Annotated in this window: 1 protein-coding gene (running past one end of the window); it reads right to left on the reverse strand. The window is 53.8% G+C overall.

Annotated elements, in window-relative coordinates:
* Positions 1–18,158, reverse strand: the 3' portion of a protein-coding gene (locus ACXHJ2_RS10675; RefSeq protein WP_457874883.1) for a non-ribosomal peptide synthase/polyketide synthase. It continues 24,118 nt past the right edge of the window; the window shows 18,158 of its 42,276 coding nt (coding positions 24,119–42,276); the start codon falls outside the window, past its right edge; its stop codon occupies positions 1–3.

The raw sequence follows: 18,158 nt of genomic DNA on the forward strand, positions 1-18,158 counted from the left end.
TTAGAAAATAAAATCGATGGAATCGGGCGAGAAGCCTTCTGCTTGCTCGTCCGAGTTTACCTGAAGATCGCTTAATAGCAAATCTGGATTGGCTCCAACCTGTGACAGGATCGCTATCAAATCTCCGGTTAATCGTTCAATAGCATCTGCGCCAAACAGCTTCGTGCAATATTCAAAGGAACCCTTGATCTGCCCGTCTTCATCACTCATAGACAAGGTCAAATCGAATTTGGAGGTCCTGTGTTCCTTAACATAAGGACTAAAGGATAGTGTTTCAAGTTGTGCTTCCTGCGACTCCGTATTTTCCAGTACAAACACAGTGTCAAATAACGGGTTACGGCTTGCATCCCGCGCTACATCCAGCTTTTCCACCAGCTCTTCCAGTGGATAATCCTGATGCTCGAAGGCTTGCAGCGTACGATCTCTGGCTTCCAGCAAGTAGTTATGGAAAGTTTGGTTGCCCTGCGGCTGGTGCCGGATGGCTAGTGTATTGACGAACATGCCGATCAGCGGCTCCAGTTCAGGCAGCAAGCGGCCTGCTACCGGCGTACCGATGATCAAATCGTCCTGACCGCTGTATTTGGACAACAGGACGGTGTAGGCGCTCAATAGCACCATATACAATGTGCTTCCAGTCTGTGCCGCTATCCGGTGCAACTGCTCGGATACATTCGGGGCCACGGTAAACTCATACATTGCCCCCTCGAAGCTGCGAACAGCAGGTCTAGGATAAGCAATCGGCAGATCCAGTACCGGTAATTCCCCGGCTAAATGCTCCAGCCAGAACTGTTCCCGGCGCTGGTAGGACTCACGATGCATTTCCTGCTGCTGCCACACCGCATAGTCCTTGTACTGAATTGGCAGCGGCTCCAAGGCCTGTCCCTCGTACAGTTGTCCCAGCTCCTGCACGATATTGTTAGACGATACCCCGTCTGAAATAATATGGTGCATGTCGTACATCAGGAGATGGCGCTCGGGTCCGGTTTGAATAAGACGGACACGCAGCAGCGGTGCCTGCCGAAGATCGAAGCTGCGTACAAAGGACTCGATATACACTTCCGCTTCGGACTCACTGGCCTGCAGGCGTTCTACGACAAACTCCACTTGATCGTAAATCCGCTGAACAACCTCGCCGTCCACCATTTCAAAGGAAGTTCGCAGCGTTTCATGACGGGCTACTAACTGACGGAACGCTTCCTCCAGTCGATCTGCCTGAAGCGGTCCCTCCACTGTTAATACACCCGGCATATTGTAGCTGAGATCCCCACCTTCCAGATGGCTCAAAATATACAGTCGTTTTTGCGCCGAGGAGACAGGATAGTAAGACTGTTTCGTCGCAGCAGGGATCACCGTATAGGTGTCTGTCCCGTGCGTTGCAATGAGTTGGGCTTGCTGCTCAATCGTAAAGTGTTGGAACACCTCACGCAGTGTCATTCGGCTGCCCAGTTCCTGATGGATTTTGGCCACCAGTGTCGTGGCCCGCAGGGAATGCCCACCCACATCGAAGAATGAGTCGGTGACGCCTACGCTGGACAGCTTCAAGACATCCTGCCAGATTTGGGCTAGCTTGGCCTCCAGTGGCGTCCGCGGTGCCACGTACTCCAGGCCTCCTTCAAGGCGCGCTTCCGGTGCTGGCAGTGCCTTCCGGTCGATTTTCCCGTTGGGCGTCAGTGGGAAACGATCCAGCTGTACCACATACGTCGGGATCATATAATCCGGCAGCTTCGGCTGCAGCGCATTCCGCAGTTCCGGTAAACTCATCGACTCCGAAGCTACGATATAGGCACACAGATCCTTGTGTCCGTCTTCGTTTTCCCAGGCTGTGACCACGGCTTTTTGAATGCCGTCCACGGTCAGCAGCTGCGCTTCCACCTCGCCCAGCTCGATCCGATACCCCCGAATTTTCACTTGGTGGTCGATCCGGCCCAAATACTCGATACTGCCATCCGGCAGCCACCGTGCCAGGTCGCCCGTTCGGTACATCAGGTTGCTGTGGGCATTTGGAGCTTGTTCGACTTCCAGTGGAGCCGAGGCAAACGGATTCGGAATAAACTTCTCAGCCGTCAGTTCCGGCAGGTTGAGGTATCCTCGCGCGATACCTGCACCTCCAATATAGAGCTCACCCGCGATCCCGATCGGTACCAGCTGTTGCTGGTTGTTCAGGATATACACTGCCTGGTTCGCTATCGGCGTTCCGATGGATACCGTATGCTCCCCTTTTTCCAGCAGTACATGCAGGGACTCTACATCTTCAATCGTATAAGCCGTCGCATCTACCGTCGTTTCCGTCGGACCATACACGTTCGTAATGACCGGACGATACCCGGACCACTTGTGTAGGAACACCTTTACCAACTGCACGGATAAGGCTTCGCCCCCGATCAGGTAATGCTTCACATCCGGCGCTTCGGTCACACTGACGCTTTCGTTTAAAATATGCAGATGCGCAGGTGTGCCGTCCGACAGGTCGATCCGGTGCATACGGTAGTACGCAATCAAATGCTCCCCGCTCAGGCTGACGTCACGGGACACCACATGCAAGGTGTGGCCTAACAGCAAGCTGGCAAAGATTTGCTTCACCGAAGCGTCAAATACAAAGGCCGACAGCCATGCGATGTGAAGCGGCTGATCATACCGGCTGTATACGCGCTTGTATAGAGCCTCTACCAGATTGCTGACACTGCCCTGCTCGATCATGACTCCTTTCGGCTGACCGGTTGTACCTGACGTGTAAATCATATAGGCCAGGTTGTGCAGGCCGGCGACAGGGATCAGGTTGCTCGCATCCTGTGCTCCCAATTGAGCCTGTACGTCCTCATCGTCCAGAACGATAGCTTGTACTGCTACCGGCAGTCTGAGCGAGAGAGTGGCGGCTCTGCTTGTGATTACAACCTTCGCCCCACTGTCTTGGAGCATGTAGTCAATGCGCTCCTGTGGATACATCGTATCCATTGGCACATACGCGCCTCCGGCCTTCAGTACCCCCAGAATGCTCACCAGAAGATCCGCAGAACGTTCCAGCAGTACGCCTACTGGTTGATCTGCTTCAACCCCTTTCGCCCGTAGCACACGGGCCAACCGGTTCGCCTGCTCATTCAGCTCAGCGTAGGATAGCGCCATGTCCCCAGACACCACGGCTATCCGCTCAGGGCTGTTTTTCGCTTGCTCTTCAAAACGCTCGCTGAGCGACAGGCCTTGGAGTGTTCCACGCACGCTATGTGCATTCGGATCATTGAACACCTTCAGAATTCGTTCTGTTTCTTCTGTCGTAATTAGCTCCAGCTCACCCAGCTTCGCATCCGGGTTCGCCGCGACGGCTTCGGCCAAGCGAATAAAGTGACGAGTCATCCGTTCAACGGTTTCCCGTTGATACAACGCAGTTGCATACTGCAATCCGAACTGGATGCCTGCCTCTTCCTCTCTGGCTTCCAGCGTCAGATCAAACTTCGCTGGCGTTTTTTCTAGACCATATGGACGGAAGCTCAGGTTCGCCAGTTGCAGTTCGCCTTCTTCGGTCGTTTGCAGAGTAAACATCGTATCGAATAGCGGATGGCGGCTCATATCCCGCTTCACATTCAGCTTTTCCACCAGCTCCTCAAATGGATAGTCCTGATGCTCGTAGGCTTGCAGGGCGCGAACCTTCACTTCTTCCACGTAGCTGCGGAAGGTATGTTCTGCTGTCGGATAGTTCCGCAGTGCCAACGTACCGACGAACATGCCGAGGATCGGCTCCAAATCCGCATGCGGTCGTCCGGCAATCGGCGTGCCGACGACGATGTCCTCCTGGCCGCTGTATTGGTGCAAGAGGGCGGTATACGCCGCCAGCAACACCATATACAGCGTAGAGCCGGTGTGCGCAGCCAGTTCTTTCAGACGCTCGCTTACTTCGCGTTCCAGCCCAAACACCACGGTATCGCCTGCCGTACTTCGCACCGCCGGACGGGCAAAGTCTGTCGGTAGATCCAGCACAGGCAGTTCACCCCGGAAGGTATCGAGCCAGTAGGCTTCCTGACGCTGCATCCATTCCTGATGGGCTTCGCTTTGCTGCCATACGGCATAATCCTTGTACTGTATCCGCAGTGGCGGTAACTCTTCACCGTCGTACAAGCGGACAAATTCATTAGTCAGTACCCCCATGGACACGCCATCCGAAACGATGTGGTGCATATCGAGCATAAGCAGATGTTGAGATTCCTGCTCTACTCCCTGGACGCCTAGATCCACCAAGCCTACTCGCAGCAGCGGCGCAGCTTTGAGATCAAACGGACGGACAAAGCGACTCACCAGCTCATCCACTTTCTTGCCGACCCTCGTGTCTGTATCCGTAGTCGCACCCTCTGCTTGTACCTTCGTATATTCCACCTCGAACGGCACCGTGTCCTCAACCCATTGCATCGGCTCACTGTCGATCAGATCAAAGCGGGTGCGCAAGGACGCATGACGGGCGATCAGTTGACGGAATGCATGTTCCACCCGCTTCACATCCAGCGGACCGCTCACTTGCAGTACCGACGGCATGTTGTAGTTCACATCATGCGGATCGAACTGATGAAGCACATACAGTCGTTTTTGCGCCGAGGACAGGGGATAGAAGCTGCGCTTTTCCGTTACTGGAATGGACGCATACGTCACTTGATCCAGCTGTTCCAGTACAACGGCCTGTTGCTCAATCGTTGGTGCTTCAAAAATACTGCGCAGTGGAAGTGGCTTGTTCAGCTCTTTGTGAATCTTCGAGGCCAGTGTCGTCGCTCGCAGGGAATGTCCACCAATCTCGAAGAAGTTTTCCTTCACGCCGACCTGAGTCAGGCCCAGCACATCCTGCCAGATTTGCGCCAGCTTCACTTCCACCCATGTCCGCGGTGCGACATAGTCGGCTCCGCTTTGCAGGCTGCCCTCTGGTGCTGGCAGGGCCTTGCGGTCGATTTTACCGTTCGGTGTCAGCGGCATTTGTTCCAGCTGTACCACATAGGAAGGAATCATGTAACCCGGCAGCTTCTGGCTCAAAGCGCTGCGTAGCTCACTTGCGACAACTTCCTCATCGGCGACCACATAAGCGCAGAGCTGCTTTTGCCCTTGCTCATCTTCCCGTGCGATGACCACAGCTTCTCGCACTGCCTCCAGCTTCAACAGCTGCGTTTCTACCTCGCCCAGTTCGATCCGGTAGCCCCGAATTTTCACCTGCGCATCGATCCGCCCCTTATATTCCAGCGAACCATCCGCATTTAAGCGTACCATGTCGCCTGTGCGATAGCAGCGTTCTCCGCTACGGAACGGGCTGTCGATGAACTTTTCGGATGTCAGGTCCGGACGGTTGCGGTAACCACGTGCTACCCCGTCACCGCCTACCAGTAGTTCACCCCATACCCCCACGGGCTGAAGCCGCATCGAACGGTCCACAACATACGCTGTCGAATTATGGATTGGTCTGCCAATTGGCACCGATTCCGATTGTACACCGGTGATCGCGTGTACTGTGGAAAAGGTCGTATTTTCAGTAGGGCCATAGATGTTACTGATTCGCAGGGACGGATGGGCCTCCAGCACCCGGTTCATATGTGGTGCGGACATCACATCACCACCAACCAGTAGCTCCCGTACCCCCTCGAACAGCGCCAGATTCTGCTGGGACAGCTGGTTAAAGAGCGGTGTGGTCAGAAACATCGTGGTAATGCCATGACTGCGGACAGCTTCCTTAAGCTTGAGCGCGTCCAAAATGACATCCTGACTCACTAACACAAGCTGTCCACCGTTTAATAGAGCTCCCCAAATTTCGAAGGTGGATGCGTCGAAAACAATCGCGCCTGTCTGCAAAATGCGCGTGTCAGCATCCAACTGCGCGTAGTTTGTATTTTTCACCAAACGCACAACATTGCGATGCTCTACCATGACACCCTTCGGCTGCCCCGTCGTACCCGACGTATAAATCACATACGTTAGATCGTTCGGACCGGACAACGGCTCCAGATTGGAGCCATCCTCGTGATGCACACTCTCTGCCCCATTCAGCACCAGCACCTGACCGTCGAAAGCTACTTTGTCCACCAAGTGGCTTTGCGTCAACAACAGCTCTGCTCCCGAGTCATCCAGCATATAGCGGATACGCTCCTCTGGATACGTCGGATCGATTGGCACATATGCGCCTCCGGCTTTCAAAATGCCTAACATACCCACAATCAAGTCTACCGAACGCTCGGTCATCAGACCCACCAGATGATCCTTGGTCACGCCTTGACTGCGCAAGGTACGAGCCAGACGATTCGCACGTTCATTCAGCTCGCGATAGGTCAACTGCTCTCCTTCGAAGTACAATGCTGGCTGTTCCGGTGTCTGCACGGCTTGTGCTTCGAACAAACCATGAATCGTTTGCTTGCTTGGATACTCAGCAGCTGTATCTCCCCATACACGGAGAATTTGCTCGCGTTCCTGCTCGCTTAACACATCCAACTCCTGCACTTGAATGTCCGGCTGCGCTACCACCTGCTCCAGCAGCTGTACCAGATGACCCTGCGTCCGTTCCACCGCTTCCCAATCATATAACTTCGCATTGTATTCGAATCGGATTTTCATCGCTTCCTGCGGCATGACGACCAGATTGAAATCATAGTTGGTTTGTTCAATCATCCCTGCATTGCTGATGACAAAATCCGATTCCGCACCTTCGCCAAGCTGCTCGACCTGCTCCTCCACCGGATAGTTTTCAAACACGATAATGTGCTGGATCAGCTCTTGCTTTTGCTCGGTCAAGGCTTGAATTTCATACAGCGGATACGTTTCGTAATCTTGAGAAGCCAGCGCCTGCTGCTGATTCGCTCTGATCAGGTCGGCAAAGGTGTCCTCAGCCTTACTACGGATACGTACTGGAATGGTGTTAATGAACAAGCCCACCATGTTTTCGATCCCTGAAATATCTGCCGGGCGACCCGATACTACACCGCCAAAGACGGCGTCGTTACTACCGTTGTACTTTTGAAGCAGTAAGCCCCATGCCGTTTGTAGGAGCGTATTGGTGGTCACGTGATACTGCTTGGCTACCATTTCCATACGTTTGGTCAAGTCTTGGCCCAGATCGCACAGCACATGCTCAAATTGTTCACCCTCGGCTTTCGCGCCTACTTTGCCGGTTGGAATCGACGTTTGCTGATCATAGCCCAGCAAATATTCCTTCCAATATGAAGCGGCTGCTGCTACATCTTGAGCTTCCAGCCACGCAATATACTGACTGTATGGAGTCACCGGGGCGAGCTTCGGTGCTCTATGCTCTACGGCTGCAAAATAAACCTCAAACACTTCATCCGTTACCAACGCCACACACCAGCCATCCATTAGGATGTGGTGAGAGCTCCAGACAAAGTAATAATCCTCATCCCCGGTCCGCAAAATCGCCACGCGCATCAACGCATCCCGGGATAAATCAAATCCGGCGGCCTTGTCCTTACGAATAAATTCCTGCACATACGCGTCGCGTTCCTGATCTTCCAAATGACGCAAATCCTCATATCTAAAACCAACCTCTTTATGGCGGAAAATCACCTGTACGGGCTCATCCTGCCAGCCGCTAATGAAATTAGCTCTAAAGATCTCATGCCGCTGCGCCAGTTGATTCAAGCTATCTTGGAAAATATCGGCCTGGAAGCGTCCGCGCAAATCAAAGGTCGTTTGTTCAAAATAAGCCCCTGACGCTGCATCCATCAGACTATGAAACAACATGCCTTTTTGCATCGGTGTCAATGCATACACATTTTCCAGTTCCCCGATGTCACGAGTCCGCTCTACCAACTGATCCAGCTCGGCCAAGGTTACAGGTTTAAGCATAACATCGCTTGGCGTCAGCTCCTGCTGTTTGCGGCCCGCACAATGCGTGATGATTTCCTGCAGGCTGGTTCTAAGCGCTTCAGCTAACTGCTCCATCGTTTCCCTGCGATATTCCTGATGGCTGTAGCTGATCGTCAATTGCAATTGACCTTCCGAAATCAGTCCGTTCAGATCCAGCGTGTGCGATCTGGCTGCATATGCGCTAAGCTCGGCACCACTAGCGTAAGGAGACACGCTAATGGATTGATGTTGCATCTCCTGGTCAAATTGGCCCAAGTAGTTAAAGCTGATTTCAGGTTCGGTTCCAAAATGCGCTTGCTCACATGCCGCAGATAGGTATCTCATCATCCCGTAGCTAATGCCCTTTTGCGGAATCCGGCGTAGCCCTTCTTTCACCTGTTTGATGTGCTGTGAAAGGTCTTGCCCTGCGCTCATATCCAGCACAACCGGGAACTGTGTCGTAAACCAGCCCACCGTGCGCGTAATATCCAGCTCTGGCAAAATGGACTCCCGCCCATGGCCTTCCAGGGTGACAAGCACGCGTTCAATCCCCGCCCAGCGATGAATAGCCGTGCCAAGTGCGGTCAGCAGCAGATCATTCATATCTGTGTTGTAGGCACGATGCGCCTGTTTTAACAACTGCTCCGTTTCCTGAGTGGTCCATGTGACCGTCATAAGCTCGCTGTCTTTATTCAAGGATTGTAGTTGCGGCTGGTCTTTTGGAAGCGGCTCATACGCCCCCTGTTCCACTTCCTGCCAGAAGGAGAGCTCTGCTTCCATTGCTGGACCGTTCGCATAGTGAGACTGTGCCTCAGCCCAAGTGTGGAACGAATCCGTTTTGTGCGGAAGACGAATCGGTTGTCCGTTCAATGCCTGTTCATAGGCTGTCGTAAGATCCTCGAACAAAATGCGCCAGGATACGGTATCCACCACTAAGTGATGAATAGCCATTAGCAAATGATCTCCATCGGGGCAATGGAACAGCCCCAGCTTCACCAGCGGTCCTTCGCTTAAATGAATCCCCGCCTGAATTTCATTTGCTTTAGCCTCGATCGCCGTAGACACTTCAGTCTCATGGCTGAAGTCTATACGTTCCAGCGTATACAGCTCGCCCTCACCCACCGCGCGGTTCCAAGCTTCATACCCGTGCTCCGTAGGACGGAAAACGATCCGCAGCGCATCGTGATGGCTAACGATGTGGTCCATCGCTGTGCGCAGGGCCACTTCATCAAAACCGTCCTGGCTATGCAGCATAATGGACTGATTATGATGATGAGCATCCGTCAGGTTCTGCTCAAAGAACCAATGCTGAACAGGTGTCAGCTTCACAGTGCCCACCACTTGGCTCTGATCTGCCAATCTTGTCACCGATTGGACTTTCAGCGCCAAGGCAGACACCGTCGGATGACTGAACAGATCTTTCATCTCCAGTCGATAACCTGCTTGCAGCAAGCGGGACGAGACTTGCAGGGCTTTGATCGAATCGCCGCCCAGCTCGAAGAAGTTATCCTGCGTGCCTACGGCTTCTACGCCGAGCACTCCGGCCCATACCGCAGCCAGTACTTGCTCCACCTTCGTACGCGGGGCCACATAAGCTGCTCCCGTATGGATGCTGCCTTCCGGCTCCGGCAAGGCCTTGCGGTCGATTTTGCCGTTGCTGGTCAGCGGGATGGTCTCCAGTCGCATCAGACGTGCAGGCACCATGTGTGCTGGCAGTCCGGCTTCCAGGGCTGCCTGTATTTCCTCGATCCGCAGCTCCTCGGTTTCTCCCGTAATGTATCCACACAAATACTTGTGTCCACGCTCGTCTGTCCGATCGATGACCACGGCTTGACGCACACCCGGCACCCGCTGGATCGCCGTTTCAATCTCGCCCAGCTCGATCCGGTAGCCCCGGATTTTGACTTGATAGTCCATCCGGCCGATAAAGTCTACATTGCCGTCCGGCATCCACCGCGCCAAGTCACCTGTGCGGTACAGTCGTTCACCTGGTACGTACGGGTTCGCTACGAATTTCTCGGCGGTCAGGTCCGCACGGTTCAGGTAGCCCCGTGCGACCCCGATGCCGCCGATGCACAGTTCGCCCAGTACGCCGATCGGCACCGGATTCAGCTGGCTGTCCACGATGTAGAAGCGTGCGTTCAGCCATGCCTGGCCAATCGGCACATGGCCGCTGCTTGGCAGCTTCGACAGCTCTTCGTCGTAGAAGCTGGAGTCAATCGCCGCTTCGGTGACGCCGTAGCTGTTCATGATGCGGATATTCGCACCAAACCGTTCTTGCAGCACCCGGTAATCCGTCACACTGCAGCTATCCGAGCTGGTGATCAGCAGTTCCAGACTGCTCATGTCAAGGTCCTGTTCATGCACATGCTGCATAAACGGTACGATCAGGGCCGGGGTCGATTCGAACACGGTAATCTGATAATCGCGAATCCATCCGTACAGACGGCTTGGATCAATGCGGTCGTCTTTCGGACAAATGACCATCGTGCCCCCGTTATAGAGCGTCCGTGCAATATCCCCGACGAACACGTCGAAGGAGAAGCTGGCTAGTTGCAGCAGTCGTACCGGGAACTGGTTCAGACGGTAATCCCGGCGATACGCTGCAGCCGTATTCACCAAGCTGCGATGCTCAATCATGACGCCCTTCGGACGTCCGGTTGTGCCAGAGGTGTAAATCACATACGCCAGATCGTGCGGTTCATTGATAGGTTCAACATCCGTCGTATCCCCGGTATACAGCGACTCATCGTCCAATGCCAGTACGGTACGCAGACGCAGCCCTGTTGCTGATTCGGATGCTGCTTCGCTGTCAGACTTCGAATCTGCTTTCAAGCTCACACCTTCATTGAGGCGGTCGCTTTCCATCGTTTCAGCGCTAACCGCTGTTTCCAACTCACCCTCGGTCTTTCCTTCGCCCGGAGCCCCTTGGCCTTCACTCAGCCATGCTTGTGCGCGCTCCTGCAAACTGGTTTGAGTCAGCAGCACCGTCGCACCGCTATCCTCCAGCATGAAACGAATGCGCTCTGACGGATAGTCTGCATCCAGCGGCACATATGCGCCTCCAGCCTTCCACACCGCTAGTACGCCGACCAGCATGTTTACCGAGCGTTCACTCCAAATGCCGACAATCGATTCGCGTCCGATACCTTCATTTCGCAGTCTGCGAGCGAGTTGGTTCGAACGTTCATTCAGTGTGCGGTACGTAAGTTGTTGCTCTTCGTACACCACCGCCACATGATCTGGTACAAGCTGGGCCTGTTCTTCCACAAAGACATGGAATAAGGCTTCTGCTTCAACTGTAGCAACATCCGATACGCCTACATCTCCAAAACCATAGATGATTTGTGCTTTTTCCTCGACAGTTACCATATCCAAAGCGGACAGTGACTGCTGTGGGTGAAGTGTAATGGCTCGTACGAGTTCAGTAAAATGCTGTGCAAAGCGCGCGATGGTCTCAGGCTTGTACAGCGCCGTGCTGTATTCCAGACTGCACAGAATGCCTTCTGACTGCTCTACGGCATCCAAGGTCAGATCAAATTTGGACGTATGATCGTCCGTCGGATACGTCTTAAAGGTCAGCCCTTCCAGCTCGAACTCCTGCTGCTCAAATGTTTTCAATTCAAACATCGTATCAAACAGCGCATTCCGGCTCGTATCCCGCGTTACATTCAGCTTTTCAACCAGCTCTTCAAACGGATATTCCTGGTGCTCATACGCACTGAGCGCATGCTCTTTGACCTCTTGTAAGTAGTCCAAGAACGTTTTATCACCAGACGGATAATTGCGAATCGCCAGTGTGTTCAGGAATACGCCTACTAGGCTACCCAGCTCCGCATGTGGTCTTCCGGCAATCGGCGTGCCGACGATGATGTCCTCTTGACCCGTGTATTTATGCAAGAGTGTGCTATACGCTGCAAGCAATACCATGTACAAGGTGGATCCGGTTTGCGCGGCCAGCTGCTTCAACTGCTCGCTGTCCTCCCTGCGGATCGCAAACTCAAATCGAGTTCCTTCCAGACGCTGTACGGCGGGTCTTGTAAAATCCGTTGGCATATCCAGTGCCGGAATTTCACCAGACATGGTGTTCAGCCAATAGCTTTCTTGCGCACGAAGACGTTCACTTTGCATATCTGCATGCTGCCAAACGGCATAGTCCTTATACTGAATACGCAGTGGCGGGAGCTCCTTGCCTTCGTACAATTGAGAGAACTCCTGCACGATAATTCCTTCCGTGACGCCATCCGAAATAATATGGTGCATGTCATAGAGCATAACGTGACGCCCCGGCCCGTTTTCGATCAACTGAACCCGCAGCAACGGGGCTTGTGCGAGATCAAAGGCACGTACAAAGTCCTGTGCGTACTGCGGTGTCTCTTCTTCGCTTGCTTGCACATACTCCACGCTGAATGGGACGTTAGATTCAATCCGCTGAATCACCTCGCCATCCACCATCTCGAATCGGGTTCGCAGGGTTTCATGACGGGCAATCAGCTGGCGGAAGGCTTGTTCCAGTCGCTCTTTATCCAAGGAACCTTCGATAATCAAAGCTCCTGGCATGTTATAGCTAACCTCTCCGCCTTCCAGATGACTCAGCACGTACATCCGTTTTTGCGCCGAGGAAACGGGATAATAGTCGCGCTCCTCCGCCACAGGTATGGATACATACGTTTGCGGGGTCTGATCTTCACCCATCACCTGTACCAATTGTTCAATCGTCGGATATTGGAAAATATCTCGCAAGGCCAGCTTGTGATTCAGCTCCTGATGGATTTTCGCCATCAGGGTGGTGGCACGCAGTGAATGTCCTCCCACTTCAAAGAAGTTATCCTGGATGCCTACCCGCTGATGATTCAGAACGCTTTGCCAAATACGTACCAGTTGCTCTTCCAGCGGTGTCCGCGGCGCTACGTACTCCGTGCCTCCTTCGAGGCGCGCTTCCGGTGCTGGCAACGCTTTGCGGTCAATTTTCCCGTTTGGTGTCAGCGGGAATTGATCCAGTGGTACGACATACGTCGGGATCATATAGCCCGGCAGTTTGGGCTGGAGTATGTTGCGCAGCTCCGGCAAATTCAGCGCCTCCGAGGCTACGACATACGCGCACAGATCTTTGTCTCCGTCTTCGTTTTCCCAGGCGGTGACGATGGCTTTCTCAATGCCATCTACAGTTAGCAGCTGCGCTTCCACCTCGCCTAGTTCAATCCGGAAGCCCCGGATTTTGACCTGATCATCCATCCGGCCGATAAAGTCTACATTGCCGTCCGGCATCCACCTCGCCAAATCGCCGGTGCGGTACAGTCGTTCGCCCGGTACGTACGGGTTCGCTACGAATTTTTCCGCCGTCAGGTCCGCACGGTTCAGGTACCCCCGTGCGACCCCGATGCCGCCGATGCACAGTTCGCCCAGTACACCAATCGGTACCGGATTCAGCTGGCTGTCCACGATGTAGAAGCGGGCGTTCAGCCATGCCTGACCAATCGGTACATGACCGCTGCTTGGCAGCTTCGACAGCTCTTCGTCATAGAAGCTAGAGTCAATCGCCGCTTCCGTGACGCCGTAGCTGTTCATGATGCGGATATCCGCACCAAACCGTTCTTGCAGCACCCGGTAATCCGCCACACTACAACTGTCTGAGCTGGTAATCAGCAGTTCCATGCTGCTCATGTCCAGCCCCTGTTCATGCATATGCTGCATAAACGGTACGATCAGGGCCGGAGTCGATTCGAACACGGTAATCTGATAATCGCGAATCCATCCGTGCAGACGGCTAAAATCAAGTCGGTCGTCTTTCGGACAGATGACCATCGTGCCGCCGTTATAAAGCGTCCGCCCAATATCCCCGACGAACACGTCGAAGGAGAAGCTTGCCAGTTGCAGCAGTCGTACTGGGAACTCGCTCAGGCGATAATCCCGGCGATACGCCGCAGCCGTATTCACCAAGCTGCGATGCTCGATCATAACACCCTTCGGACGTCCGGTTGTTCCGGAGGTGTAGATCACATACGCCAGATCCTGCGGTTCGTTGATGTGATCAACGTCTGTCGTATCTCCGGTGTACAGTGACTCATCGTCCAATGCCAGCATGATTTGCAGACGCAACTTTGTTGCCGATTCAGATGCTGCTTCGCTGTCAGACTTCGAATCTGATTTCAAGCTCAAACCTTCATTCAGGTTGCCTCTTTCCATCGTTTCAGCGCTAACCGCCGTCTCCAGCTCACCCTTAGCTTTTTCATCGCCCAAAGTCCTTTGGCTTTCATTCAGCCATGCTTGTGCGCGCTCCTGCAATCCCGTCTGGGTCAACAGTACCGTCGCACCGCTGTCCTCCAGCATGAAACGAATGCGTTCGGACGGATAATCCGCATCCAGCGGCACATATGCGCCTCCAGCCTTCCATACCGCCAACACACCGACCAGCATGTCTACCGAGCGCTCACTCAAAATGCCGACAATCGACTCGCGTCCGATACCTTCATTTCTTAGTCTACGCGCCAATTGGTTCGCACGCTCGTTCAGTTTCCGGTACGTAAGCTGTTGCTCCTCGTATACCACTGCCACGTGATCTGGTACAAGCTGGGCCTGTTCTTCCACATAGGTATGGAACAGGGCTCCTGCTTCAACTACTGGATCATCCGTTACGCCCACTTCTCCAAAACCGTAGATGAGTTGCTCTTGTTCCTCATCGGTTACCATGTTTAAAACTGCCAGTGGCTGCTGCGGATGATAGGCAATCGCTCGAACGATTTCCGCAAAATGCTGTGCCAATCGCGTGATGGTCTCAGGCTTGTACAGCACTGTGCTGTATTCCAGACTGCACAGAATACCTTCTGGCTGCTCTATCGCCTCCAAGCTCAGATCAAACTTGGCCGTTTGATTGTCCAGTGGATAGGAGCTCAAGGTTAGCCCTTCCAGCTCGAACTCCTGCTGCTCCATTGTTTTCAGCTCAAACATCGTGTCAAACAGCGCATTCCGGCTCGTATCCCGGGTTAAATTCAGTTTTTCAACCAGCTCTTCAAAAGGATAGTCCTGATGCTCATAAGCATTAAGTGCCTGCTCCTTGACCTCTTGCAGATACTCAAGGAACGATGTATCGCTGGACGGATAATTACGAATCGCCAGCGTGTTAATGAAGACACCGACTAGATTACTGAGCTCCGCATGCGGTCGTCCTGCAATCGGCGTACCGACAATCATGTCCTCTTGGCCTGTGTATTTGTGCAAGAGTGTAGTGTACGCCGCCAGCATCACCATATACAGGGTAGAGCCGGTCTGGGCAGCCAGTTCTTTCAGGCGTTCACTAACCTCACGCTCCAGTACAAATTCGATCGTATCCCCTGCCGTACTCTGTACCGCTGGGCGGGCAAAGTCCGTAGAGAGATCCAGCACAGGCAGTTCCCCTCGGAAGGTGTTCAGCCAGTACGCTTCCTGACGCTGTATCCATTCCTGATGGGCTTCGCTTTGCTGCCATACGGCATAATCTTTGTACTGAATCCGCAATGGCGCCAGCTCTTCACCGCCATACAAACGGACAAACTCATCAGTCAGGACCTCCAGGGATACCCCATCTGAGACGATATGGTGCATATCGAGCATAAGCAGATGTTGGGATTCCTGTTCTACTCCTTGAACGCCCAGATCCACCAAGCCTACTCGCAGCAGCGGTGCAGCTTTGAGATCAAACGGACGGACAAAGCGCCGCACCAGCTGTTGCGCCTCTATGTTGGCCCTTGTGTACGTATCTGTAGTTGTGTCCTGATCTGTATCCGCAATCACATCTTCTGCCTGTATCTTCGTATATTCCACCTCGAATGGCACGGTGTCCTCGATCCATTGCATCGGCTCATTGTCCACCAGCTCAAAGCGGGTACGCAAGGTCGCATGGCGGGCGATCAGTTGACGGAATACATGTTCCACTCGTTTCACGTCCAGCGGACCGCTCACTTGCAGCACCGACGGCATGTTGTAGTTCACATCCAGCGGATCGAACTGATGCAGCACATACAGTCGTTTTTGCGCCGAGGATAGTGGATAGAAGCTACGCTCTTCCGTTACCGGAATGGACGCATACGCCACCTGATCCAGACCTTCCAGCACAGCCGCCAGTTGTTCAATCGTTGGTGCTTCAAAAATACTGCGCAGAGGAAGCTGCTTGTTCAGCTCTTGGTGAATCTTCGAGGTTAGTGTCGTCGCCCGCAGCGAATGTCCGCCAATCTCGAAGAAGTTTTCCTTCACGCCAACTTGCGCCAGGCTCAGCACATCCTGCCAAATTTGCGCCAGCTTCACTTCCACCCACGTCCGCGGCGGGACATAATCGGCTCCGCTTTGCAGGCTACCTTCCGGTGCTGGCAGTGCCTTGCGGTCGATTTTGCCATTGGGACTCAGTGGCATCTGCTCTAGCTGTACAAAGTACGATGGTACCATGTAGCTTGGCAGCTCCTGCCCCAGCGCACTTCTCAGCTCGCTGGCACTGATTTCTTGCCCGGCAACATAGTAGGCCACCATGTGTTTTTGTCCCGTTTCATCTGCACGAGCCATGACCACGGCTTCGCGTACCGATTCCACTTGGAGCAACTGCGTTTCGACCTCGTCCAGCTCAATCCGGTACCCCCGGATTTTCACCTGATGGTCGATCCGGCCCAGATATTCAATGTCCCCGTCCGGCATCCATCTCGCCAAATCGCCAGTGCGGTACATCCGTTCATACCCTGCTTCCCCGCCGGCAAACGGATCAGCTACAAATTTCTCGGCCGTCAGCTCTGGACGGTTCAGATATCCTCGTGCTACGCCGACACCGCCGATGCACAGTTCCCCTGCCACACCAATTGGCTGCAATTGCTCCGTGCCTTCCTTGACGATGTACAGACGAATGTTTTGAATCGGTTTCCCGATCGGAATAACCGCATATTCCTCTAACGGCTCGCAATCGAAGTACGATACGTCCACCGTCGCTTCGGTTGGTCCATACAGGTTGATCAGCTTCGCTCCGGTCAGGCTCGATACGAGCCGCTGGAACCGGGCCACATGCTGTGGCGGCAACGCTTCACCACTGGCAAAGACATGGCGCAGTGTGCCCAGCTTCGCTTGCATCACTTCTCGTGGCTGCTGTTCCACATACTCCAGGAACGCATGCAGCATGGCTGGTACAAAGTGCATCGTAGTCACGCCATCGCGGGCAATCGTGTCGACGATGTCTTCCGGGTTCTTTTCCCCGCCGACCGACAGCAGGCTTACCTTTGAGCCGACCATCGACCACCAGAACAGCTCCCACACCGACACGTCGAAGGTGAAGGCGGTCTTTTGCAGGATCGTATCTTCTGCACCCAGGCCGTACCGATCATGCATCCACAAAATCCGGTTTAACACGGAATGGTGCTCCACCATTACACCCTTCGGTTTTCCAGTGGAACCGGAGGTGTAGATGACATAGGCGACATGGTGCGGCCCAGCCAGGGGCTCCAGATTTGAACCATCTTCGTGATAAATATTCTTGCCAGCCTGCTCCTCACGGTCCAGCACCAGCAACCGGCCGTCGAAACTCAGCGATGCTTGCTCCGCCAGATGCGATTGCGTCAGCACCAGCTTCGCGCCTGAATCCTCCAGCATAAAGCGGATGCGGTCGGCCGGATATTCCGGATCGATCGGTACATAAGCTCCGCCTGCTTTGAGGATCGCATAGATACCTACGATCATGTCCAGCGAACGATGGACCAGAATGCCTACAGGCTGATCCGGTTCAACCCCTTGCGCACGCAAGGTGCGTGCGAGACGGTTGGCTCGCTCGTTTAGCTCACGGTAGGTCAACATCTCCGACCCGAATATTACCGCTGCCTGATCCGGTGTAATTGCTGCCTGCTGCTCAAACAGTGCGCTTAGCGTTTGATCCTGCGGATAGGCTGCCGCCGTATCTCCCCACACCTGAATGATCTGTGCCTGTTCTTCCGGTGTCACCAATTCCAGCTCATTCACACGGATATGCGGATTGTTCACGATTTGCTCGATGACATGCAGTACATGTCCCTGCATCCGCTCGATCGTAGACCGATCGTATACATTGGCGTTGTATCTGAACATGATGCGGAAGGTGTCATCCGGCATCACAATCAAGTCCAGATCATAGTTCGTCTGCTCAACAACCTCTACATTCGTAATGTCAAATGCAGACGGACGAACTTCACCCAACTGCTCGACTTGCTCCTCTACCGGATAGTTTTCAAATACCATAATGTGATTAATCAGATGCTGCTTCTGCTCGGTCAGCGCCTGAATTTCATACAGCGGGAAGCTGTCATATACCCCCGAAGCCAGCGCTTGCTCCTGCGTGTTCCGCATGATGTCCACAAACGTGGCAT

This window comes from Paenibacillus sp. ALE3, assembly GCF_054113405.1.